This window comes from Mesorhizobium sp. Root102, from assembly GCF_001425625.1.
Taxonomy (GTDB): Bacteria; Pseudomonadota; Alphaproteobacteria; order Rhizobiales; family Rhizobiaceae; genus Mesorhizobium.
Window position 1 is genome coordinate 126,104 of record NZ_LMCP01000047.1, and the last position, 22,606, is coordinate 148,709.

A 22,606-nucleotide genomic window follows, 5' to 3' on the forward strand; every position below is an offset into this window, starting at 1 on the left:
CGTCTTGCAAAGATCGGCCGTCTCGAGCGCTCCGCCACGCTCATTCCACAATCGCGGCCAAATCCCGCCTTGTTCGCGCGCGATGGAGTGTTGCCGTCACCCAAAAGCGGCAACCGGTTTGGGGCACCGACATGCACCTGAATGGGCTGCCGGGGGGCATCTCGAAGGGACGAGACCGTGATCAAGACCGCCCTTGTCGCCATGACCATCGTCGGGTGCGACTGCGACGCCAAGCTTTGCGAATATATCGGCGAGACACCGGCCAAGTGGTCGACCGTCGCCGAATGCGAAGCGGCGATGAAAGGCCAGATGCTGCACGAGCGCAATTTCAACTATCCGCTCGTCTCCGGCATCTGCCGCACGAAGGGCTCGTCGTCCTCCTCGCGGCTGGCCGCGACCGCGTCGCGCCCGGAATTAAAGCCCGCCAGCCGCGTTGTCAGGGCCGAAAGCCCGTTGCCTCCTGGATTGAGCCACCGGCCGAGCGTCTCGGTGGGTTCGCCAACGACGGCCATGGAAGCCGACGCCGCCCGGCCCGTCGCCTATGAACAAGTGGTCGATGGCGGAACCGGCGTGCTCTATCGCACGAAAAACGGCTACGCCGTGGTCAAGACCGATCTTGGCCGCGCCGCCTCGGCAACCGCCGACGCCGCGAAACGCTCCGTGAACTGGCTGGCCGGACTGGTGCAGAAGGGGCTGTAGTCCCGCCGGTGTCTCGGGTCACGACCGCAACATGTCAGCGCGGCATCCTCTCGTCGCACCGGGTGTCCGTGATTAGGCCGGAACATAGGTCAACCTGATCACGTCATCGCCAATCAGATCGCTTGCCACGAAGCGAAGCCGCGGACGGGGGTCGGCGAAGAATGGCTTGCCATGACCAAGCACGACCGGATGGAGGTAGAGTTGGTACGCATCGATAAGACCAAGGTCGGTCAGGCTTCGTGCCAGGTTTGGTCCAGAAACTGAAATCTCCCCAACGAGTTCAGCCTTCAGCCGACGTATCACCGCCTCGACGTCATCCTCGACAAGTGTGGCGTTGGGGCCGACTGACTTCAGCGAGCGCGACACAACCCACTTCGGCTGGCTCCGCCACGCCGCCGCGAATTCGTGCCCCTCCGCGCTCCACTCAGGACTGTCTTCGTCCCAATAACGCATGACCTCATACATACCGCGACCATACACGCTGCCGGCCAAGTCGCGCACTTGCTCTATCCAGTGACGAAAGATTGTCGGGCCTGACGGCATTTTCTGGTGGTCGACATAGCCGTCGAGGGACTGGTTCATTCTGAAAATGAGCTTCGCCATACTGCAGGATCTCCAACCCAGGGTCGTCAGAATAACTTGGGCCGCCGTTACGCAAAAGTGTGGACCCCCAGCCGAAATCCAAACTGAGACACGGCCCTGGTCTCCTACAGCTTGACCTTCAGGCTCTGCCAGAACTTGTCGATCAGCGGCTCTTCGGCCGCCTTGTCCTCGCCGGCAATGCGGGTGATGAACAGCAGCCCCTGATCGGCAAGGCCGAAGCCGACGATCTCGAAATAGGCGGTGTCGGTGCGTGTCTTCACTTGGGCGCGGATGCCGGTCAATTCCTTGCCGTCGGCAAGCTTGCGCGTCGTCGGCCCTTGCGTCAGCGTGGCGCCGGCCTGCACCGATTCCTTGGTCATCTCCTGCAGCATCAGCTGGTTGAGCGACACCGGATTCATCTTGCCATATTCCTGCACGACGACGATCGTGCCCAGCGCCGACGCCATCAGATACTGCGTGATGTTCTCGCCAAGATCGGTCTTGGTCACCGAAATATTGCTCGGATGGACGAAGGAGAAAACGCTGCCGGAAAAGGTGGCGAAGTCGTTACGCTCGAGCGTCACCTTGCTGTGCTTGCCGCCGGGCAGCGTCACGTTTGTGCTTTCGCCGGGATCGATATCGACCGTCACGCCGTCGATGGTCAGCTTGAAGGCCTTGAGATCCTCGGCCCCGGCCGGTCCAGCGCACAGCGCGATAAGGGTGAGTGCCGCCGCTGATACCATCCGCATGGGTTGTTCTCCTGCTTTTTATGCCACCCCGCTCAGCACCTTGATGGCACGGTAGAAGGTCGAGGAAAACAGTTCCGTAGGGTCATATTGCCGCTTTGCCGCCAGGAAGGCTGGCAACTCGGGATAGGAGGCCAGCAACTCCTTGGCCGTATAATGCAGCTGATAGGGCAGGAAGAACCGGCCGCCATGCTTGATCGCCACGTCGATCAGCGCCCGGGTCAGCGCCCGCATCCTGGCATTGCCGTCGGCATCGGTCGGCTGGTTGATGTAGAGCACCAGCGAATAGGCCGGCTCCGGCGCGTAGGTCAGCGCCACATCCTCCTTGTGGACGATGCGCACCGAAGCGTTGAGCACCGGCAGGTCTTGATTGCGAAGGATCTCACGGGCTTCCACAATGAATGGATTATAGGCGGAGCGTGGAATAAAATATTCGTGCAGGATGTCGGTCTCTTCCATCTGATCGTTGAAGAGATAGGGCACCGAATCGTGCATCGGGTTGTTGCGGGTGACGAGGCAGGCCTCGCCCTCGGCCATGGCTGAGGTGCGCGCCACCGTGCAGCTTTCGAATTTCGGCTCCAGCGTCTTTTCGGTGAACCATTTCAGCTCCTGGAACAGACTGCCCCATTTCGCCAGGTTGATGATCACACGCTTCAGCCCCACCGAACCCGGTTCGCCAATTGCCGGCTGGTCGGCCGGCGGCTGATCGGCCACCTTGTCATAGCGGTAGACGATCATGTCCTCGAGGAAATTGCCCGGCGCCGTCGACAGATGGCCGTAGAACAGGCCGATCTCCTTGTTCGGCTCCAGCACCTCGGCGAAGAATTTCGGAAAATCGTCCGATTTGATGATTTCGCGCGAGGTGCGGTAGACGGCGTTGTCGACGATATCGAGCGTCGCCTCCAGCACCACGCCGAACAGGCCGTAGCCGCCGACGACGTGGCGGAACAGCTCGGTGTTCTCGGTGGGCGAGCAGGTCGTCACCGACCCATCGGCCAGCATCACCCGCATCGAGCGGATCGAGCCGGCAACCGAGCCCGCCTGATGGTCCATGCCATGCGCATTGACCGACAGCGAGCCGCCGACCGAGAAGATGTCGGTCGACTGCATCGCCTTCACCGCGAAGCGCGGATGAAGCATGTTCTGGATGTCGTGCCAGCGCGCGCCTGGCTGCAGCGTCATGGTCTTCGCCGCAGCGTCGACCGTCACCTTGTTGAACTTCCTGAGGTCGAGCACCAGCGCGTTGTCGTCGAAAGCGTGCCCGCCCATCGAATGGCGGATGGCGGCCATTGAAACTTTCAGGCCGTTGCCGCGCGCGAAGGCCAGCGCCTTGGCGATGTGCTCTTCCTCGCCGATCTCGACGACGCCATAGACCGGCGTCTTCGACACGCCGCTGGCATCGTTGATGTCGCCGCCTTTTGCCGACCAGGGCAGCGAAGGATCGAAGGTAGGCGCATTCTCCAGTGGCTTCAGTGGTAGCGCGATGCCGTCGATATCGGCAATCCGGCCGGCGTTCTTTGGTCCCGAAGGTCCTCGCGCCAGCCGCGCCACCGTGGTGCCGCCCCACAGCACCGCGCCGCCGACGACAGCCGCACTCAGCAGCAATCGCCGCGACAGGCGAAACCCTTTTTGCTCGTCAGCCATGAATATCCCCCGTTGGCCAAGGGATAGCGCGGCTCTTTGGCAAAAACCATAGAGATGGTGCCGGGACAACCGGCCGCCAGACCTTCCTTGGACATTCAACCGGGAGACCTCATCCTGGCCGTCTGGCGTCGAGGGCGGCGAGCATGAAAATGGCCGGTCCCCAAGGGACCGGCCAGGAGTGGAACAGGGTCTGAAATTTCGGTCAGCAGGTCCGCTGACGCACGACGCTGATGCCCTACGAGGCCTTCTTGATCGACGTCACGATGCCGGTCTTGTCATCGACAGTCACCGCCACCTTGGCGCCCACCTTCAGTTTCCCGATCGTCGCTTCCGGCGACAGTTGGTAGATCTTGCCGTCGTCGAGGGTGATCGACTTGGTTGTCGGGTCGACGGCCTGGATGGTGCCCTGAACGGTCGCGGCATAAGCGGTGCCGACGAAGGCGAGCAGAGCGGCTGTGGTTGCGAGGGTCTTCTTCATGGGTAGCACTCCGTGCTGTTTCACTTTTCCGGACCGCCTTGGGAAACGACAGCACCGGACGGCCTGAAACTGGAACGGAAAGCGCTCGCTGAGCAAATCACGTTGGGTGTATTTTCGCAAACAATATCATAGGCTTAATTCCGACACATTGCTTGCTGCCGACATCATTTCCGGCCGCTTCGGCTCCCCCGATGAGCGCACTTCTGTCCGCGAAAAGAGTCGTTTAGCCGGATTGTGGCGGGCGGGTTCGATCACGGCACAGCCGTCGCAATCCGTCTCGGGCGGCATCACGAAACAGACTGCCGACCGGTCACCGATACACACTTTGTTTCATGGATCAGCTCAACTCGCCACTCCAAAGTGGTTGAAACTCGCGCTCCGGTTGCAAATCGGGAACGGATGCAGGATGGTGCGCCGTTACGATGAAGGGGGGCCTTCCATGAAGCTTGCAGTCCGGACCATGATGTCCTGATGCTGGCGCTTGCTCCGGGATCGGCCAGCGCACAAGGCGCGGGTCCGGGCGACGACAAAACGGTTATCTTTACTCCCGACGATCCAGAGATGGCGGCGACGGCGCAGGCGCTCGCCAGCCTGGACGACTTCCTGGCCTTGTCCGAGGCTCCTCCCTCCGACACAGACAGGTTCAAATTGAAGGTCAAGGTGCGGGACGGGAACGTCATCGAACACTTCTGGGTCATACCGTTCCGCCGCACCGAGACCGGATTTGTCGGCATATTGGCGAACCAGCCGGAGGGAGTGCACAACGTCGTCCTCGGCCAAAACGTAGAATTCACCAGGGACGATATTTCCGACTGGGGATACACACGCGCCGGGCGTCAGGTCGGCAGCTTCACCGTCTGCGTCATGTTCGACAAAATGTCGAAAGAGGAGGCGGACTGTATGCGCGACAAATACGGCTTCGACTGCTGACGGCTCGGTCCGATTAACCCTCCTCGTCCTTCGCGCCGATCTTTCGCACCAGCGCTGCCGTCGCCAGCATAGCGCCCATGTCTGATATCATCGGCGCGACATGCGTGGTGTAGTCGAGCGGCACCGAAATATCCGGCAGCTCGAAGAAGTTCTTCGTCTGCGGCAGCAGCAGGAATCCGTCGCTGCCGTTGAGCGCGACGCGGGCCGGGTCGTCCGGCCAGGTTTCGCCAAGCCATTTCAGCGCCTGCGCCAGGCGGCCTGTCACCAGCGGTCGCGCCACCTCGGCGTTGTCGGTGCGGAATTCATAGGCGGCGTCGAGTTCGGGCACACCGGACGACAAGTCCTGCATCTTGCTGGCGAACATGCCCCGGAAGAAGCCGACGACCGCATTGGTCCGGCGCGTTGCCACCAATACTCCCGGGAACGGCTCGATCGCTTCGAACGCGACGATGACACCCTTGAAGGTTGTCGATGAATCCTTGCCCGACCCTACTCGCATTTCTGCTTCGTAGATCTCGAACGGAAACTCTTCGTAGCGGCCCGAAACGACATCGTCGAACGACTGCCGGTTGAAGGCGCCGACCGCCTCGCGCGGCAGCCGGTCGAAAGAGTTCGGCCTCCCTCCATGCTGGTAACGCATATCCGCGATGAAGCCGAAGATGATCGGCAGCAGCGTCTCGCGGAACGATTGCTGCAGCCGCGTCGCCGGTTTCCTGGCCTGGAAGTAGAGCACGCTCGAAGCCACCAAGCCGATGCCATAGAGAGACAGATGTGGCGTCGAGACCCATTGCTCGTTGGGGTCGGCGACCTTGTTGAACAGCCAGGCGACCAGCACCACGGCCACCAGCACCAGGCCGACGAACAGCGGCACCCGCCAGCGCACCTGCCGGACCGCCGAGGCCCTTGCCGCCTCATAGGCCTCGATGTCTTTCCGGATGCCGGCGATGTCAGCCTCTCCAGGCATGAAATCCGCTGTTTCCATCGCCACCCCCGCAAGCCCGCCCCTGCCGTGGCATGATAGTCGGTTTTGCAGGAGCCGCCAGACGGTTAAGCGGTGACGCCCTCTTCGCTTGAAGAGGAAGGAAAGACCGCCCTCAGCCGAGCTTCGACCTTGCCGCGCATTTGCCCAACCAGCGCCGCCACCGGCAGCAGCCGCTCGTGGTCGCCGGCGCGCAGCCGCATGAAGGGATGCAGCCGGTAAGACGAAATGGCGCCCCGCGAGCCGGCACCGGTACTGACATCGACAACGAGGATGCCGCCAACGCGGCCCGGCCATGGCTGGCGAGCAAAGGCGGTGCCGAGGAAATCGCCAAGCCCATAAGCGACGATCGTCCTGCCGATCTTTTCCATCGGCTGCACGACATGGGCGTGATGGCCGGCGATCAGCCCGACGCCCTGCCCGGCCAGCCGCCTGGCCAGCACCCGCGTCTCGGCGCGCGGAAAATGCCGGAACTCCCAGTCCCAATGCGGCACGGCGCAAAGAAGATCGACACCATCGCGCGGCCAGTGCGCCGGATCGCTGTCCATCGATACACGCCCGGCGAACAGGCTTTCATCGGCGTTGCGCCACAGTGTGAAGGCGGCAAAGCCGATATCAAGCGGTCCGACCCGGACAGGCACCACCGGACCGTTGGCGGCCAGGCCGACCGTGCGGATGCCAAGCCGCTGCAGCGCCGCGACCGTCTCGTCAAAACCGGCGACGCCCTGGTCGAGCACATGGTTGTTGGCCAGCGAGAGCACGAGCTTTTCGCGCGCAATGCCGACCGCCGTCAGCGCCCCGGCCAGGAACCGTTCGCTCATCGCATGATGCGTGCCGAGCGTCGTCCCCAGCATCGCGCTTGGTCTGCCCACAACAGGACTTTCGCAATTGCCGATCACCAGATCGGCGGCGCCGAGCAGCGCCTTGATCGCCGGATCGCAGTCCGGCGCGCTGCGGTTGGCCACCGCCGAGATGTCGCCGACGAAGGCAAGCCGCACCGCTCGCTTCGGCGGCGGATCCATCAGCGTTCCCGCCATCGGCGCAAAGTCTCGTGCGTCGCCGGCGAGCGACGGCTTCACGAAACGCGGCAGCCAGGACAGCTTGTAGGAAAACGGATAGTTCGACACGCGGCGCCCAATTGTTTGCCCTGTGTAGACCGTCCGCGGGGCCGGTTGAAGCGCGACGCCGCAAATGGTGTATATTTGCTCTGCGCGACAAATATTGGGGGGAAGAGATGACACGACTGGCAGGCCTGCTGACATCCGCTTTCATGCTGATTGTGCCGCTGTCTTCTGCGTCGGCGGCAATGCCCGAAGCGGCAACCGCACTGTTCGAGGCCAAGACCGTGGCTGCGCGCGACACCGCTCTCTCGACGCTGGAGGCCGCCGCGCCCAAGGACCCGGTATCAGCCTATGCCGCCGGCGCCGGCGAGTTCTTCACCGCATTGGAGATCCTGGCCAGCGGCCTGCATCGCCATGGCTTCGAAAGCCCGCAATCCTTCATGCTGCCATTGATGCGGCTGCCGGTACCCGACAATCCCAATCCCGAGCCGCTGACCTATGAGCAGTTCCGCGCCATCCTGGTCGCCTTCCGCGACCGGCTGGAAAAATCCGCCGCCACGTTTGCGTCGGTGCCGGCAAACGCCGATATCGGCATGGTCATCGACCTCACCCGTACCGGCATCGACCTCAACGAGGACGGCACCATCACGCCTGATGAAAGCATGGCGGCGATCATCGCCTCGTTGTCGCGCGGCGGCATCTCGTCGGACGGCGTCACTCCCGCACTGACATTCCGCTTCGACCGCGCCGACGGTTTCTGGCTGCAGGGCTATGCCGAATTCCTGATGGCGCAGGCCGATTTCTGGCTGGCGCATGATTTCAGGAGCACCTTCGACGGCTCGTTCCACATGCTGTTCCCGCGCGCCAAGCTGCCGTTGCAGGATATTCTCGTGCCGCCGGCCGCCGACATGGGCAGCAGCATCTTCTCCTCGGAATGGCGCATCGCGGATTTCATCTCGATGGTGCATCTCATCAACTGGCCGGTGGTCGAGCCGGAGCGCCGGCAAGCAGCGCGCCGCCATCTGCTGGAAATGATCCGGCTGTCACGCGAAGACTGGAAGGCGATCCGCGCCGAGACTGATAATGACCGCGAATGGCTGCCGGCACCGCAGCAGAAGGGCGAGAACCCGCTCACCGGCCTCGAAGTCGGCGAAGAGCAGGTCCAAGCCTGGCTCGCCGCCCTGAGCATGGCCGAGGATCTCCTGGAGGGCCGCAAGCTGCTGCCGCATTTCCGCATCACCGGCCTAGGCATCAACATGAAGCGTTTCTTCGACGACCCAAAAAACTTCGACCTGGTGCTGTCGATCACCGGCCCGGCCATCGCGCCCTATCTCGAAAGCGGCACGATCCTGACCAGCGACGATTTCGACCAAATCCAGCGTGAGTTCGGCGGTGGCGGGTTTCTGACTTTTGCGCTTTGGTTCAACTGAGCGGCCGCCCGGGCGGAGAAATTGCGACAGGCAGCCGACAGTTTTGCCGGTGACAGGCGCCTTTTTAGGCAATTCCTGCTGGCAATCGCTTCGCCGCATCTATCGCGGGAAGGCGCTGCGTAAAAAAATCGCAGGGGCCGTTCGCTTGACTTGGCCGACAAAAACGGGCAGCAAAACAGGCTTGGAAGGGCAGCAACACCACTTCCTTGGTCGTGGAGAAGCCATTTTTGGCAAGCATCCACATCTCGTCGTTGGTTTTGAGAGGGATTGATTAACCAACTTTGTCCATATTTTGAAGCAATCGGCAACCAACGACAGGCGCGGCAAACGCGTCGGGGACCACCTGGGATCACTCGCAGAATGGTCGTCGCGGCTCACAAGGCCACGTACGGGGAAAACCGATTGGAGCGAGATTGGTTGCATGGCGTTGTCGAGTAAACAAAAAATAATCTGGGAACAGCGTGAAGGCGGCGAGTTCGTCGATCCACCGCGTTCCTCTTCCTTCAATGCTGGCCGGGTCGTCCGCTTGATCGCATTGCCTTGCGCCAGCACCGCCATCGGCCTTTGGCTGATCGGCACCATGGCCGGCCTCAGCTCCGTCGGCGCCTCGCTTTCGGCGACATCGGGTGGCCTGCCGCAAACGCTGTCGATGTCGGGATCGCTCGCCCTTGCCGACCCGTCGAAACAGCATTTCTTGAAAGCGCCGTTCGTGCTGGCCAATGCTCATGGCGGCGTGCAGGCGCTGCGTGACCATGCCGTGCAATGCGGCGCGAGCTGCTTCAAACTGGCTGGGGTGAGCCCTCCGGCGGAGAAATCCGCGCGCCTTGTGGCGCAGGCAAAGCCCGTACCCACCGTTGCAAAGTCGAAATCGCAGGAACGCTTCGAACGCATGGAAGCGTCGCTGTCGCCGATGAAGCTCGCTGCTGTCTTCGCAAGTGCCGGCAAGCCTGCCCTGGCAGCCAACACACCCGCACTTCCGGTCATTTCCAGCGTCGCACCGCAAGTTACCAAGGCGTCGCTGGTGCCATCCGTCCAGGTCATGGCCAGCCTGTCGGATGACATGCCGGCTCCGGCGGCGGAACGCTTCGCTCGGCTGGATACCGGCTCAGTGGTCGTGCAGACCGCGCCGGCCCCGTCGGGCTTTGCCCAGTCGGACGCAAGGACGCCAGACAATTCGCAGCTGGCACTGGCTCTCGTCCAGTCACTGCCGGTCGACGACGAGGCGTTCGCCTCGCCGTTGCCGATCGAGGAATCGCCGGCTGACGTCGCGGTTTCGCCCGTCGAAACCCAGCAGGACCAACCCGGCGATGCCGCCTCGCTGCCGGACGCGCTGACCGACGACGTGCCATTGCCGACCCGCCGCCCGCAATTCGACGCGCCGCAGCAGCCCAAAATCGTGCAGCAGCAGTCCAAGCCCGTCCAGCAGCCGAAGCCGGCGCGCGAGACCGTCCAGCAGGCCAAGCCGGCAAAGCCGGCGCGTCAGGGCCGGCCGGCCGATGGGGGCGACGTGTTGGCCTATGCCAAGCCGGACACGCCTTCGGGTGGCCTTGGCAAGGCATTCAGGAACCTGTTCAATTCGCCAGGGTCCAGGAGCGGCGCGGGCAATGGCGTCGCCGTCTACGACATTAGCAGCGCGACCGTCTACATGCCTGACGGCTCGAGGCTTGAGGCGCATTCAGGCGTCGGCGCCATGGCGGACCAGCCGCGCTATGCCGACCAGAAGAACCGCGGACCGACACCGCCCAACACCTACAATCTGTCGCTGCGCGAGTCGCGCTTTCATGGTGTGGAGGCTTTGCGCCTGACACCGGTCGATGGCCGCAACAAATACAATCGCGACGGCTTTCTGGCCCATACCTACCTGCTTCGGGGCCGCTACGCCCAGTCGAGCGGTTGCGTCGCCTTCAAGGACTATGCGCGCTTCCTCGCCGCCTTCAAGAAGGGCAAAATCAAACGCCTCGTTGTGGTGCCGCGCCTGAACGGATCGCCGACGCAGGTCGCTTCAGCAGCCAGGGGCGTGTAGGCTTTCGGCCGCACCTTCCCGCCTGCTCCTGACAGCCTGCTGTCAGGAGCGGCAGCTGGCGGCACGCCTCACCTCATCTCACTCTTTCCATTTTGGCCAGGAAATCCCATATTCGGGACATGGCCAAATCTCCCGATAAGAAAACGCCGCCGACGGCGAATGACGACCGCGCCGCGCCGAAGCGGCGCAGCCCGCTGACCGATTTCCTCGACGCCTCGGAGCCGCTGCACAGAGCCGGCTTCGCCGAGATGCCGCAGCCGGAGCTCTCGGGCACGCCGCTGACCGGTTCGATCGCGGATTGGGCCGAGCAGATCGAGCAGGAAGCCGAACGAGACGGGCGCCGAATCTCCCCCCTTGAGGGGGAGATGTCGCCGAAGGCGACAGAGGGGGTCGCCGCAGAAGGCACCACCAAGACATCGAATCCGGTCGAACCGACCCCACCCGGCGGCTCCGCCGCCACCCTCCCCTCAAGGGGGAGGGAGAGCGCCAAGTCGAAGAAGATACCCGAGCGCTCAAGCTCGCCGGGGCGCAGCTCGCGCGGCACCTCGATGGGTGGCGCGGCAACGGCCAGGGAGCGCACGGCAGCCGGCCTCAATCCGGTCGCCGGTCTCGACATCTCGCTGGAAGACGCCGAGACGATGGCCTCTGGCAGCGTCACCGCGACGGTGGCCGCGCTGTCGGCGCTGATCGAATCCGGCAACCCGCTGCACAAGGACGGCGTGCTGTGGACGCCGCACCGCCCTGCCCTCCCCGAAAAATCCGAAGGCGGCATTACCATCAAGATGGTGTCGGATTTCGAACCGGCCGGCGACCAGCCGACCGCGATCAAGGATCTGGTCGAAGGCGTCGACAACAACGACCGCACCCAGGTGCTGCTCGGCGTCACCGGCTCCGGAAAAACCTTCACCATGGCCAAGGTGATCGAGGAGACGCAGCGCCCCGCTTTGATCCTGGCGCCGAACAAGACGCTGGCGGCACAGCTCTATTCCGAGTTCAAGAAATTCTTCCCGGAAAACGCCGTCGAGTATTTCGTCTCCTATTACGACTATTACCAGCCGGAAGCCTACGTTCCGCGCACCGACACCTTCATCGAGAAGGAATCCTCGATCAACGAACAGATCGACCGCATGCGCCATTCGGCGACGCGTTCGCTGCTCGAGCGCGACGACGTCATCATCGTCGCCTCGGTGTCCTGCATCTACGGTATCGGCTCGGTCGAGACCTATACGGCGATGACCTTCCAGATGCAGATCGGCGACCGGCTCGACCAGCGCGCCCTGCTCGCCGATCTCGTCGCCCAGCAATACAAACGCCAGGACATCAACTTCGTCCGCGGCTCGTTTCGCGTGCGCGGCGACACGATCGAGATCTTCCCGGCCCACTTGGAAGATCGCGCGTGGCGCATTTCGATGTTCGGCGACGAGATCGAGCAGATCACCGAGTTCGATCCGCTGACCGGCCAGAAGACCGGCGAGCTGAAAAGCGTCAAGATCTACGCCAACTCGCACTATGTGACGCCGCGCCCGACCCTCAACCAGGCGATCAAGTCGATCAAGGAAGAGCTCAAGCACCGTCTGGTCGAGCTGGAACGGGCCGGCCGCCTGCTGGAGGCGCAGCGGCTGGAACAGCGCACCCGTTTCGACCTCGAGATGCTGGAAGCCACCGGCTCCTGCGCCGGCATCGAGAACTATTCGCGCTATCTCACCGGGCGCCAGCCGGGCGATCCGCCGCCGACGCTGTTCGAGTACATTCCCGACAATGCGCTGGTCTTCATCGACGAAAGCCACGTCACCGTGCCGCAGATCGGCGGCATGTATCGCGGCGACTTTCGGCGCAAGGCGACGCTGGCCGAATACGGCTTCCGTCTGCCGTCCTGCATGGACAACCGGCCGCTGCGCTTCGAGGAATGGGACGCCATGCGTCCGCTTTCGGTTGCGGTCTCGGCGACGCCGGGCGGCTGGGAAATGGAACAGGCCGGCGGCGTCTTCGCCGAACAGGTCATCCGCCCGACCGGGCTGATCGATCCGCCGGTCGAGGTGCGCCCGGCCAAGAACCAGGTCGACGATGTCGTCGGCGAGATCCGCGACACCACCAAGGCCGGCTACCGCACGCTCGTCACCGTTCTGACCAAGCGCATGGCCGAGGACCTGACCGAATATCTGCACGAGCAAGGCATCCGCGTCCGCTACATGCACTCCGACATCGACACGCTGGAGCGCATCGAAATCCTGCGCGATTTGCGGCTTGGCGCCTTCGATGTACTGGTCGGCATCAACCTGCTGCGTGAAGGCCTCGACATTCCCGAATGCGGCTTCGTCGCCATTCTCGATGCCGACAAGGAAGGCTTTCTGCGCTCGGAAACCTCGCTGATCCAGACCATCGGCCGCGCCGCCCGCAACGTCGATGGCAAGGTCATCCTCTATGCCGACCAGGTCACCGGCTCGATGGAGCGGGCGATGGCCGAAACCAACCGACGCCGCGAAAAGCAGGTGGAGTGGAACGAGGCCAACGGCATCACCCCGGAATCGGTCAAGTCGCGCATCTCCGACATTCTGGATTCGGTCTACGAGAAGGACCATGTCCGCGCCGACATCTCGCAGTTCACCGACAGCGCCGGCGCCATGATGGGCAACAATCTGAAGGCCCATCTCGACGCCATGGACAAGCAGATGCGCGACGCCGCCGCCAATCTCGATTTCGAGAAGGCCGCCCGCATTCGCGACGAGATCAAGCGGCTGCGCGAGATGGAACTGTCCATCTCCGAAGACCCGCTGGCCAAATATGCCGACATGGAAAGCCCTGTCTCGGGCCGCGAAAAGGGCAAGCACAACAAGGGCGTGGCCAAACATCGCACATCAGAGGAACAGGAGCGTTTCCGCAAGCTCGACGAGGCACGTGCCGCCGAAGCGACAGCCCGGCCCAACCTCTTCCGCAAGCCTGATCTCGACCAGATGGGCGCCGATGGCGCCGTGCCGGTGAAGAAGCCGCTGTTTTCCAAGCCGTCGCTCGACGCCATGGGCCCGGGCACCGACATGCCGACGCCGGCCGGCGCGGTGTCACGCTCGCTGTTCAAGAAGCAGTCGGCCGAAGAGGCGCACGGCTCCGATTTCGGCATTCCGGGCGAGCCGGTCAAGCCACTGTTCAAGAAGAACTCGCTGGATGAAATGACCATGAGGCGCACGGAAAAGCCGGTCGAGGGAAAAGTGCCAACAAAGCCCCAGCCGATCTCCCCCCCAGTGGGGGAGATGCCCGGCAGGGCAGAGGGCGGCGCGAAGGAACGCGACGATTCCGCCAAGCCGATCGTCCGCCAGCGCGCCGGCATCGGCTCCTACGAGGATCCAGGCGACGCCCGCCGCGAAAAGCGCCGGCCCGGCAAGACGGGACGGCCGGGGCGGTAGGAAGCTGCAGCTTCGAGTCTGCGATCGGTTGCGGATTTCAGATGCCGTCGCTTAGAATAGGTGATGGTCGTCGTTCGCAGACTTGATGAAGAGGAGTTCAAGGCTTGCTTCGCCGAGCCAATGACGAATGTCACCGCGACGGCGAATGCTGTCGTAGACATATGGCCCTATGTCGACGCGCTAAATCTGGACGAAATCGGCGTGCCCTATTTGAACGACGTCCATTATGTTTACCGAGACGCCCAAAATCGGTTTGATCAAGTTTCGATTGGCACCGGAAGGGTCAACGCCCTGCTTGTGATTGTCATCGATCTCGGCAGAAGCGCGGTTTTCGGGCATTTCCTGCTCGACTTGAACAAGGAATATGGATTGACCGGCGGTCACCTAAGGTCTGTCTGACTTTCGCCTTCGACAGCCGGTGACAGCCTTGAGGTCGACTACGTGCCTTGGACCGGCCCCTTGTCTCCACCCCCGCCTTTGGTGTAATCGCTCCCGCACACTCAACGTCTTGTCTTGAAAGGAGGGCTCACGTGTTCGATTTTTCTCGTCACCATCGTCAGCGTGGCCCGATTTCTGCCCTGCGAGCTTGCTTGCAGGGCTGACCAGGGACGGTCCGGGTTTTTCCCGCTTCGATTTTTTGGTCTGCCCTTCGTGGTGCGCAACGCCGAGCCTGATGGCCAGCATGCGCACCGTCAAAGTGCATTGAGCCGGGTTCCGGCAAGACCAGAGAAATCAACATGGCCCTAATCAGCCTCAAATCCCTCGGCGTCACCATGAGTGCGCCGCTGTTCTCCAATCTCGACCTCACCATCGGCACCGGCGACCGGCTCGGCATCGTCGCCGCCAACGGCCGCGGCAAGTCGACCTTACTGAAATGCCTGACCGGCGAGATGGAGCCCACCTCCGGCGACATCACCCGCACGCGCGGCCTGCGCGTCGGTCATGTCGAGCAATCCGTTGCCCCGGCTCTTCTCAGCCGTACGTTCCACCAGGTGGTGGCGGATGCCTTGCCGGCCGAGCAGGCCGACAGCGAGATGTGGCGTGTCGACGTCGTTCTCGATTCGCTCGATGTGCCGGAGCCGATGCGCGAGCGGCAAATGCAGGCGCTGAGCGGCGGCTGGCAGAGGCTGGCGCTGATCGCCCGCGTCTGGGTCACCGATCCGGACGTGCTGCTGCTCGACGAGCCGACCAACCATCTCGACCTTGCCCGCATCAGCCAGCTTGAGACCTGGCTGAACGCGCTGCCGCGCGAGGTGCCGGTCGTCATCGCCAGCCATGACCGCGCCTTCCTCGACGCCACCACCAACCGGACGCTGTTCCTGCGCCCGGAACAGTCGCCGGTGTTTGCCCTGCCCTATTCCCGCGCAAGGCAGGCGCTCGACGACGTCGATGCTTCGACGGAGCGCAAGTTCCAGCGCGACATGAAGGTGGCGCATCAATTGCGCCGGCAGGCGGCCAAACTCAACAACATCGGCATCAATTCAGGCAGCGACCTGCTGACGGTCAAGACCAAGCAGCTCAACCAGCGCGCGGAAAGGCTGGAAGAGGCGGCAGCCTCGGCGCACCGCGAAAAGTCGGCGGGTGCCATAAAACTGGCCAATCGCGGCACCCACGCCAAGGTGCTGATCACGCTCGACGATGCAACCGTGGAAACGCCCGACGGCACGCTGCTGTTCAGGACCGGCAAGCGCCACATCTGCCAGGGCGACCGCATCGTCCTGCTCGGCCGTAACGGCGTCGGCAAGTCGCGCTTCGTCACCCTGATCCGCAACGCCATCATCGAACCGGACACGGTGCAGAATGTGAAGGTGACGCCGTCGACGGTGCTCGGCTACAGCGACCAGGCGCTGTCGGGCATCAGCGGTAACGACACGCCGCTGGCGCTGGTCTCGCGCCGCTACGATGTCGGCGAACAGCGCGCCCGCTCGCTGCTCGCCGGCGCCGGCGTGGTCATCGAAATGCAGGAGAAAAAGATCGGCGTGTTGTCCGGCGGCCAGAAGGCACGGCTGATGATGCTGGCGCTCAGGCTCGCCAATCCCAATTTCTATCTGCTCGACGAACCGACCAATCATCTCGACATCGACGGCCAGGAAGCGCTGGAAGCGGAACTACTGGCGCATCAGGCAAGCTGCGTGCTCGCCTCGCACGACCGCTCCTTCATCCGCGCCATCGGCAACCGCTTCTGGCTGATCGAGAAGCGGAAACTAACCGAGGTCGAGAACCCCGAAGACTTTTTCCGCGAGGTGGCCGAAGCGACAGGATGAGCCTAACGGATCATGAGGGTCGACTGGCGTGTAAATTATTTGCTTACAGAATCTTGTTTTTTGTAAGCAATCTGTTTACATGTATCCATGATCAAGTCCTTCAGGAACAAGGCGCTGCTGAACCTCTTTCAAACTGGAAAGACCGGCAAGATCGACGCCAAGCTGCACAAGCGCATTCTTGTCCGGCTTGACCGCTTGGAAGCTTCGGAGAAGCCGGAGGAAATGAACCTGCCCGGCTTCGATTTCCACCCGCTGAAAGGCTTCGATCCCATCCGTTACACGGTCCATGTCAACGGCCCGTGGTGCATCACATTCGAGTTCGACGGCAAGGACGCCGCCCGCGTCGATTTCGAGCAATATTACTGAGGCGGTCAGATTGGAGAAGTTCGACTTATGACCGTGCACGAGCCGACGCGTCCTATTGAGCGTTGTCCCTCCCACCCGGGAGCGCTGCTTGAGGACATTATCCCGGCAACTGGAAAGACCAAGGTGGAAATTGCAAATCTGCTCGGGATCTCCCGGCAGCAGCTCTATGACATCATCCGCGAAAAGAAGCCGGTTTCGCCGGCTGTGGCCGCCCGCCTTGGGAAGCTGTTCGGCGACGGCGCCGCGATCTGGCTTCGAATGCAGGCGGCTTTCGATGCCTGGCACGCAGAGCGTGAAGTTGATGTTTCAGCTGTCCCGACGATCAAGGTTGCGTAGGCGCCGCTCGGCGGCGCCTGAATAGAATATCAAACGCTGCCCGCAAAAATTTTCGACGGTCTGTCGGATGACCGCCACGTACCGCGTCCTTGGGATGCCGACACAATGATGCCGCTCAACCGAGGACAAAGCATCATGTTCACCCTGTCATCCATGGGTCGCATCACCACCCGTTACATGCGAGCTTGCGCCCGCCATCGCAGCGAGCGCGCCCTGCTTTCCCTGCCGATCGAATTGCGCAAGAACATCGGCTGGCCGGAAATCGTAACCGACGCGCAAAATGGCCCCCGGATCTGCAGGGCTCCCTGACCTATGCAGAAGGGAAGCTACGCCATCGATGCCGCCTGGCGACCGCCAGTCAGTCATGCGTATCGCCCGAAAGCGGCGTCGCCTGCATCGATACGCGCTTTTCGAAAACCTCGAACCAGCGCGTCAGCCGCGCCCGTGAGCGAAAAGGCGGAAGGTGACGGAACGCCATCCAGGACAGCGTGGTGGCCAAGGCTATGTGGCCGACATGGAGTGGCGCCTCGTCGTCCAGCGTGCTTTCGATCCAGTCGTAGCTCGCCTCGATCTTTTCCCGGTATCCGTCGGCGAGAGCAGGATAGCGCAGCTGTTCGGGCCTCCTTTCCGTCTCCCAGCGCAACGCTATGCCAGTCTGCGCCAGGCCCTGGGCGACCGCCTGCAGCCGCAACGCCTGCCAGCGCGCCTCGCCGTCCTGCGGCAGCAGCTTGCGGCCGTCATGCAGCGTGTCGAGATAGGCGCAGATGACATCGGAATCGAAGATCGGCGACGCGTCGGGCCGCAAAAGCACCGGGACTTTGCCGAGAGGATTTTCGGCGTAGACGCGAGCATTGCGCAAGGTCGGACTGGTCTCGTGATGAATGACCTCGAGCCGATCGGCAATGCCGGCTTCATGAGCGAAGACGAGCGCCTTGCGCGCGAAGGGTGAGTGGGTCTGATAATAGAGGATCACTATCATCTCGGGGTTGAGGAGGCGTCGCCTGATCCATCTGTTCTAGCCTGCGAGCCGCTAGAATTGCGCTCTGATTGGGGGCCGCCGATGCAAGTTCGTTTCACGTCTCTCGTTCAAACCCGCCGGCTGCCTGGCCTGTCCAAGGCCGGCCCGCCAAGAAAATTTCGCGGCCATGTAGGATCGCCGTCACCTCACGCGTCCTGTGATTGGCAAGGCCAAACGCAAAGAGGAGCAAGACATGACTGATCAGACCCCCGTTCAGCCCGCGGCCAAAGTGCTCGGCGGATTGACCCCTTATCTGCAACTGGATGGCGCCTTCAAGGCTGCTGAATTCTACAAGACGGCCTTCGGCGCCGAGCAGGTCTTTGCTTATCCGGCGGACGAAAAAGGCCGCACCATGCACATCCATCTCCACATCAACGGCTCGACGCTGATGCTCTCCGATTTCTATCCCGAAAACGGGATGCCCGCCGTCAAGCCGCAAGGCTACACAATGCAGCTTCATATTGGCAGCGACGACATCGACACCTGGTGGAAGCGCGCCGTCGATGCCGGCTGCGAAGTCGCCGTGCCGCTCCAGGTCATGTTCTGGGGAGACCAGTGGGGCAATATGCGCGACCCGTTCGGCGTCGAGTGGGCGATGAACGCGCCGGCGAAGAAAGCCTGATCTATCGCCAATGGGAAGTCCCTCACCGGCTGGCGTCGGTGAGGCCCTGTGAACTTCCAGAAGGAGACCCTCAATGTCCTATGTCGATGGCTTCGTGCTTGCCGTGCCCAAGGCAAATCTCGATGACTACAAGAGGCTGGCCAACCTCACAGGCCCTATATGGATGGAACACGGCGCGCTCGCCTATGTCGAATGCATCGGCGACGACGTGCCTTATGGCGAGGTCACTTCGTTCCCGCGCGCCGTGCAGGCCAAGGACGACGAGATCGTCGTCTTTTCCTGGGCCGTCTATGAATCGCGCGGGAGCCGCGATGCCGTCATGGCCAAGGTGATGGCAGACCCGCGCTTGACACCCGATTGGGGGCCCATGCCCTTCGATATGAAGCGCATGATCTTCGGCGGCTTCCAGCCCTTCATGGAGCTTTGAGCAAGTTAGCGCAACGCTATCTGACTAATCGTAAGCCTTGGAGATTGACCTAAGCGCCCATCGCTTCGTCATCCTACGGCGGAGTAAGGAGCGAAGCGACGCGGCGCAGACCATAGGATCCATGCCGCGACGTCAAAGCGTTGAAAACGGTGAAGAATTCTGCCCCGTTGCATCCTTCGGTCGAGGTCACGGAGTGGATCCTCGGGTCTTCGCGACGGAGCTTCGCTCCTGCTTCGCCCGTGGATGACGATGTTGGAGCGCTTCGGCTAATCTGTAACCAGGACGCTAATCTAGCTTGTCCAGCAGCGGCTTGAGCCGGTCGCCATAGCGCTTCCACAGATCGACCGAGCCCTGATACATCGGCTGGCGCACCTGCGCGGCGGAAGCCGTGCGCACCGGCCGGTCGGTCTCGTGGAAGGACAGCGCCGCATCATCCCAGGGCAGACCGAGATGGGCGATCAGCGCCCGCGTCTGGCCTTCCTGGTCGGCGACGAAATCCTCATAGCGCACATCATGTACGACGCCTGGCAGCACCGTGTGCCAATGCGCCATCATGTCGGTGTAGAGATTGTGGAAGTCGGCGAGTTCGCCGAGATCGTAGCCATAGCGGTGGCTGTCGCCGCGGAAATGCACCTTGTAGATCGACAGGCAGGTCGCCGCCGCATCGCGTGCGCAATGGACGATCTTGGCCTTGGGCAGCATCTGATGCAGGAAGCCGATCAGCAGGAAGTTGCCCGGCATCTTGTCGGTGACATGCTTGAAGCCGGGGTAACGGCCATGCAGCATGTCGAGATAGGCTTCGCCGGCCTCGGCAAAAGTCTTGTCGGGCATGTCGGCGATCCCTGCGGGAAAACCGCCCTTCATGGTCAAGGGAAACTGCTTGCCGACCGCCGTCTTCAGGATGCTGAGCTCGCCGGCGCCGTAAACTTGGGGATGGCTGGCGATGATCTGCTCGACCAGCGTCGTGCCCGAGCGCGGCATGCCGACGACGAAGATCGGCGTGTCGTCGCTGATTGAGCTGGGCCGATGCTTCTCGAAGAAGCCGGCATCGAAGGTTGCCTTCATCGCCTCGAACTCGGCCCGCGTCTTGGCCTGGTCGTAATCGATGCCCTTGCGACGGATCGCATTGCCTTCGGCGAAATAATCGAAGGCCCGGCCATAATCCCTGAGATCGTCATTGGCCTTGCCGAGACCGAAAGACAACTGCATGCGCGACAGGCTGTCCTGCGGCGCCTTGGCATGCTGAGCCTCCATGCTGCTCAGTTCGCTGTCGCGCTCCTTCTGGCGCTTGACCTGCGTCAGCATCAGCCAGGCTCTCGCCATGCCGGGGTCGACGGCCAGCGCCTGCCGGAACAGATCGGCTGCTTCATCGAGCTTGCCCTTTTCCATCAGCCCGACACCGAGCCCGTGCAGCAGGTCGGCATCCCTGGGCCGGATCGTCAGCGCCTCGCGGAAGACGGCGAGCGCCTCATCCAGCCGCCCGGCTTCCTGCAACGTTTCAGCAAGTCCTATGCGGGCGCGGACATGGAAGGGATTGCGCCCGACCGTGCCGCGATAGATCTCTTCCGCACCCTCGAACTGGCCGAGCTGCTTCAGCGATGAACCAAGATTGTCGCGCGCCACCAGTTGGTCGGGCCGCAGCGTCACCGCCTTGCGGAAGCAGTCGACGGCGGCAGCGACCCGACCGAGGTCGCGCAGCACCGTGCCGAGATTGTTCTGAAAATCCGGGTTGCCGCTCTGCAGGCGCACCGACTGTTCGATCAGGTCCAGTCCCTCGGCGCTGCGACCGGTCTGGTGCAGCAGCAGCCCCAGGAAATGCGCCGCGGCAGCGTGATTGGCCTTTTGCGCCAGCACCTGCCGGTAGATCGCCTCGGCTTCTTGCCGACGCCCGGCCTGGTGCAACTGCAGCGCCTGCTGCACGCGCTGGTCGAGCCCCAGCGGTGGCTGTCCCCCAGCGCCAGATCTGGCTCCCGCACCCGCTGCTCGTCTCTGATCTCTGTTGATGGGAAACCTGCCGTGTTTTGTCCGCCTGTGGCGATCTAGGCCATCAGCGCGGCAGGTTCAAGGCTTCGCTTGGTATCTCGCCCTTCCCATCGGGTTGCGAAGGATCAGATCAGGCGGTTGGTCTCGGCGACCTGTCTGGCCCGCCTCATGGTGCCATCGGTATCGGCGATCGTTCGCCTTGCCGCCTCATCGCTTCTGATGGTCAGCCGTGCCGACTTGACGATCATCGGCTTGCCCGCCGCGCCGGCGGCAATGGTGTGCATGGTGGTTGGCTTGATGATCGGGTTGATCGCTACGGTCATGCCTCTCGGGGTTCTGACGGAAACCATGGCTTTTGTCCTTCTGTGAATAATAAAATGCAAGTGCCGGGAAAATCGTCCCAGCGTAAATCTAAGCAATTTTTGAAAGCCACCGACCCATATCAGAGTTTTCCAGATAATTACAGGGATCTATTTTTCTGCCATCGTCAGAGGTTTTCAGAAATCTTCTTGAACAATGAGCCTCATCGGCCTATATAAGCAAGATCGCTTTGGGCCAGAATTGGCATCTGGCGGCGTCAGAGGTTCTCGACCCGCCAATCTCTTTCCAAATCATCGATACCGGGCGCGCGGCATATTCGCTCCGCGGCCATGTCTCATTCTTCGAAAGATCCACATGAACACCGGAACCGTGAAGTTCTACAATGGCCAGAAGGGCTTCGGCTTCATTCAGCCGACCGATGGCGGCAAGGACGTTTTCGTCCATGTCAGCGCGCTGGAGCGCGCCGGCTTCCCCGGCCTCGCCGAAGGCCAGAAGCTGCAGTTCGAGTTGGAGCGTGACACCAAGGGCCGCGAGTCGGCCGCCAATTTGCAATTGATCTGATCCGGCCGAATTCGATGAACGCTGACCACGGATGTACTGGCAGCTCTCGAAAGCGGCTTATTTCCAGCGACTGCCGGAAATAGGAAAGCGGGGCTCGTCCCCGCTTTTTTGCTTTCAGGACCGCTGCTTTGCACAGGTAGGACAATGCCGGACCGCACCACCCACTCCATCGCGCATTTCGCTGCACCTTTCGTGCTCGGCGGACTGGAAGGGCAGCTGCCGGCCGGCGACTACGACATCGATCACGACGAAGAGCTGATCGAGGGCATGTCGCGGGCTGCCTGGCGCCGCGTCGCCACCTTCATCCATCTGCCGGCAAGGGCAGTGAAAAACCCGCCCACCAGCCAGCTTGTCGCCATCGATTACGCCGAACTCGAAACAGCGCTGAAGCGCGACAGGGAGAACGCAGCATGATCCGTTTCCAGCAGAATGCGCGCCCGCGCACCGACACGCCCGCGCACCAGTTTGCGATTGGTCAGACCGTGCGCATGAAGAGCCGCACCGGCCTCGTCCAGAAGACCGCCGAACTGTTCCAGATCAAGAGCAGGCTGCCGGTCAAGGACGGCTCGCCGCAATACCGCATCCGCAGCGAGCAGGAGACCCATGAGCGGGTCACCACCGAAGACAATCTCGAACCGGCCGACACCCCGGTTGTTGCCAACGACCCGGTTGTTGCTGACAGCCCGGTCGTCTGAGACCCCACCGCAAAGCCAAGCCAACACGCAGCAGGAGCACGAC

At 62.4% G+C, this 22,606-nt stretch carries 25 protein-coding genes; 16 read left to right on the plus strand and 9 right to left on the minus strand.

The genetic code is table 11. From position 1 onward, the window contains the following. The first annotated feature begins 177 nt into the window (after positions 1–177). The gene (locus ASD12_RS30355) at positions 178–699 is read left to right on the plus strand and encodes a hypothetical protein (RefSeq protein ID WP_056595530.1); all 522 of its coding nucleotides are present in this window, start codon (positions 178–180) and stop codon (positions 697–699) included. A gap of 72 nt (positions 700–771) precedes the next feature. Here the strand turns inward: ASD12_RS30355 and ASD12_RS30360 are convergent, their stop codons facing one another. The 4 genes from ASD12_RS30360 to ASD12_RS30375 form a co-directional block, all read right to left on the minus strand. After that, entirely contained in the window at positions 772–1,302 is a 531-nt protein-coding gene (locus ASD12_RS30360; protein WP_056595533.1) for a dihydrofolate reductase family protein, read from the minus strand. A 104-nt stretch (positions 1,303–1,406) separates the two neighbouring features. Beyond that, positions 1,407–2,030, minus strand: a complete 624-nt coding sequence (locus ASD12_RS30365; protein WP_056595536.1) for a hypothetical protein — start codon at positions 2,028–2,030, stop codon at positions 1,407–1,409. An 18-nt stretch (positions 2,031–2,048) separates the two neighbouring features. After that, positions 2,049–3,671 carry an FAD-binding oxidoreductase gene (locus ASD12_RS30370; protein WP_056595539.1) on the minus strand — a complete coding sequence of 541 codons (1,623 nt, stop codon included), beginning with the start codon at positions 3,669–3,671 and terminating at the stop codon, positions 2,049–2,051. A 235-nt stretch (positions 3,672–3,906) separates the two neighbouring features. Next, positions 3,907–4,149, minus strand: a complete 243-nt coding sequence (locus ASD12_RS30375; protein WP_056595542.1) for a DUF1344 domain-containing protein — start codon at positions 4,147–4,149, stop codon at positions 3,907–3,909. Between the two features lie 471 nt (positions 4,150–4,620). Between ASD12_RS30375 and ASD12_RS30380 the strand changes: the two genes are divergently transcribed. Then, complete coding sequence (locus ASD12_RS30380) at positions 4,621–5,079, plus strand: DUF2314 domain-containing protein (RefSeq protein WP_056595545.1); 459 nt, start codon at positions 4,621–4,623, stop codon at positions 5,077–5,079. A gap of 13 nt (positions 5,080–5,092) precedes the next feature. Here ASD12_RS30380 and ASD12_RS30385 read toward each other — a convergent pair whose 3' ends face one another. Both ASD12_RS30385 and ASD12_RS30390 read right to left on the minus strand, forming a co-directional pair. Then, positions 5,093–6,061, minus strand: coding sequence for a DUF3137 domain-containing protein (locus ASD12_RS30385; RefSeq protein WP_056595548.1), 969 nt, complete (start codon positions 6,059–6,061; stop codon positions 5,093–5,095). 65 nt (positions 6,062–6,126) lie between these two features. Further along, the gene (locus tag ASD12_RS30390; RefSeq protein ID WP_056595550.1) at positions 6,127–7,185 is read right to left on the minus strand and encodes a CapA family protein; all 1,059 of its coding nucleotides are present in this window, start codon (positions 7,183–7,185) and stop codon (positions 6,127–6,129) included. A 107-nt stretch (positions 7,186–7,292) separates the two neighbouring features. Here ASD12_RS30390 and ASD12_RS30395 point away from each other — a divergent pair, with 107 nt between their 5' ends. The 9 genes from ASD12_RS30395 to ASD12_RS34995 all read left to right on the plus strand — a co-directional run bounded on the left by ASD12_RS30395 (position 7,293) and on the right by ASD12_RS34995 (position 17,245). Continuing rightward, positions 7,293–8,549: a hypothetical protein gene (locus ASD12_RS30395; RefSeq protein WP_056595553.1), complete on the plus strand. Its 1,257-nt coding sequence runs from the start codon at positions 7,293–7,295 to the stop codon at positions 8,547–8,549. A 43-nt stretch (positions 8,550–8,592) separates the two neighbouring features. Continuing rightward, positions 8,593–8,820 carry a hypothetical protein gene (locus tag ASD12_RS35095; protein ID WP_156388962.1) on the plus strand — a complete coding sequence of 76 codons (228 nt, stop codon included), beginning with the start codon at positions 8,593–8,595 and terminating at the stop codon, positions 8,818–8,820. Positions 8,821–8,970: 150 nt separating this feature from the next. Next, complete coding sequence (locus tag ASD12_RS30400; RefSeq protein ID WP_056595557.1) at positions 8,971–10,572, plus strand: DUF2778 domain-containing protein; 1,602 nt, start codon at positions 8,971–8,973, stop codon at positions 10,570–10,572. 782 nt (positions 10,573–11,354) lie between these two features. After that, complete coding sequence (gene uvrB / locus ASD12_RS30405; protein ID WP_082525774.1) at positions 11,355–13,970, plus strand: excinuclease ABC subunit UvrB; 2,616 nt, start codon at positions 11,355–11,357, stop codon at positions 13,968–13,970. A 63-nt stretch (positions 13,971–14,033) separates the two neighbouring features. After that, positions 14,034–14,369: a hypothetical protein gene (locus ASD12_RS30410; protein ID WP_056595563.1), complete on the plus strand. Its 336-nt coding sequence runs from the start codon at positions 14,034–14,036 to the stop codon at positions 14,367–14,369. Between the two features lie 338 nt (positions 14,370–14,707). Next, positions 14,708–16,234, plus strand: a complete 1,527-nt coding sequence (locus ASD12_RS30415) for an ABC-F family ATP-binding cassette domain-containing protein (RefSeq protein WP_056595566.1) — start codon at positions 14,708–14,710, stop codon at positions 16,232–16,234. Between the two features lie 87 nt (positions 16,235–16,321). Then, positions 16,322–16,600 (plus strand): type II toxin-antitoxin system RelE/ParE family toxin, encoded by a 279-nt coding sequence (locus tag ASD12_RS30420; protein ID WP_056595569.1) that lies wholly within the window; start codon positions 16,322–16,324, stop codon positions 16,598–16,600. A 27-nt stretch (positions 16,601–16,627) separates the two neighbouring features. Continuing rightward, positions 16,628–16,936: a HigA family addiction module antitoxin gene (locus tag ASD12_RS30425; RefSeq protein ID WP_056595572.1), complete on the plus strand. Its 309-nt coding sequence runs from the start codon at positions 16,628–16,630 to the stop codon at positions 16,934–16,936. 105 nt (positions 16,937–17,041) lie between these two features. Further along, on the plus strand, positions 17,042–17,245 hold the full coding sequence (locus ASD12_RS34995) for a hypothetical protein (protein WP_210173870.1): 204 nt from the start codon (positions 17,042–17,044) through the stop codon (positions 17,243–17,245). 49 nt (positions 17,246–17,294) lie between these two features. Here the strand turns inward: ASD12_RS34995 and ASD12_RS30430 are convergent, their stop codons facing one another. After that, complete coding sequence (locus ASD12_RS30430; protein WP_056595991.1) at positions 17,295–17,909, minus strand: glutathione S-transferase; 615 nt, start codon at positions 17,907–17,909, stop codon at positions 17,295–17,297. Positions 17,910–18,147: 238 nt separating this feature from the next. Between ASD12_RS30430 and ASD12_RS30435 the strand changes: the two genes are divergently transcribed. Then, positions 18,148–18,576, plus strand: coding sequence for a glyoxalase/bleomycin resistance/extradiol dioxygenase family protein (locus ASD12_RS30435; RefSeq protein ID WP_056595575.1), 429 nt, complete (start codon positions 18,148–18,150; stop codon positions 18,574–18,576). A gap of 73 nt (positions 18,577–18,649) precedes the next feature. Beyond that, the gene (locus ASD12_RS30440) at positions 18,650–19,003 is read left to right on the plus strand and encodes a DUF1428 domain-containing protein (protein WP_056595579.1); all 354 of its coding nucleotides are present in this window, start codon (positions 18,650–18,652) and stop codon (positions 19,001–19,003) included. 285 nt (positions 19,004–19,288) lie between these two features. Here ASD12_RS30440 and ASD12_RS30445 read toward each other — a convergent pair whose 3' ends face one another. Then, positions 19,289–20,923, minus strand: coding sequence for a sulfotransferase (locus ASD12_RS30445; protein ID WP_056595582.1), 1,635 nt, complete (start codon positions 20,921–20,923; stop codon positions 19,289–19,291). A 188-nt stretch (positions 20,924–21,111) separates the two neighbouring features. Continuing rightward, positions 21,112–21,336 carry a hypothetical protein gene (locus tag ASD12_RS30450; protein ID WP_056595585.1) on the minus strand — a complete coding sequence of 75 codons (225 nt, stop codon included), beginning with the start codon at positions 21,334–21,336 and terminating at the stop codon, positions 21,112–21,114. A 325-nt stretch (positions 21,337–21,661) separates the two neighbouring features. Between ASD12_RS30450 and ASD12_RS30455 the strand changes: the two genes are divergently transcribed. From ASD12_RS30455 to ASD12_RS30465, 3 genes are all read left to right on the plus strand, one after another. Next, the gene (locus ASD12_RS30455) at positions 21,662–21,868 is read left to right on the plus strand and encodes a cold-shock protein (RefSeq protein WP_023809797.1); all 207 of its coding nucleotides are present in this window, start codon (positions 21,662–21,664) and stop codon (positions 21,866–21,868) included. A gap of 144 nt (positions 21,869–22,012) precedes the next feature. Continuing rightward, positions 22,013–22,282 carry a hypothetical protein gene (locus ASD12_RS30460; RefSeq protein ID WP_056595588.1) on the plus strand — a complete coding sequence of 90 codons (270 nt, stop codon included), beginning with the start codon at positions 22,013–22,015 and terminating at the stop codon, positions 22,280–22,282. Then, entirely contained in the window at positions 22,279–22,563 is a 285-nt protein-coding gene (locus ASD12_RS30465; protein ID WP_056595591.1) for a hypothetical protein, read from the plus strand. Before ASD12_RS30460 ends, ASD12_RS30465 begins: the two co-directional genes overlap by 4 nt. Positions 22,564–22,606 lie beyond the last annotated feature (43 nt).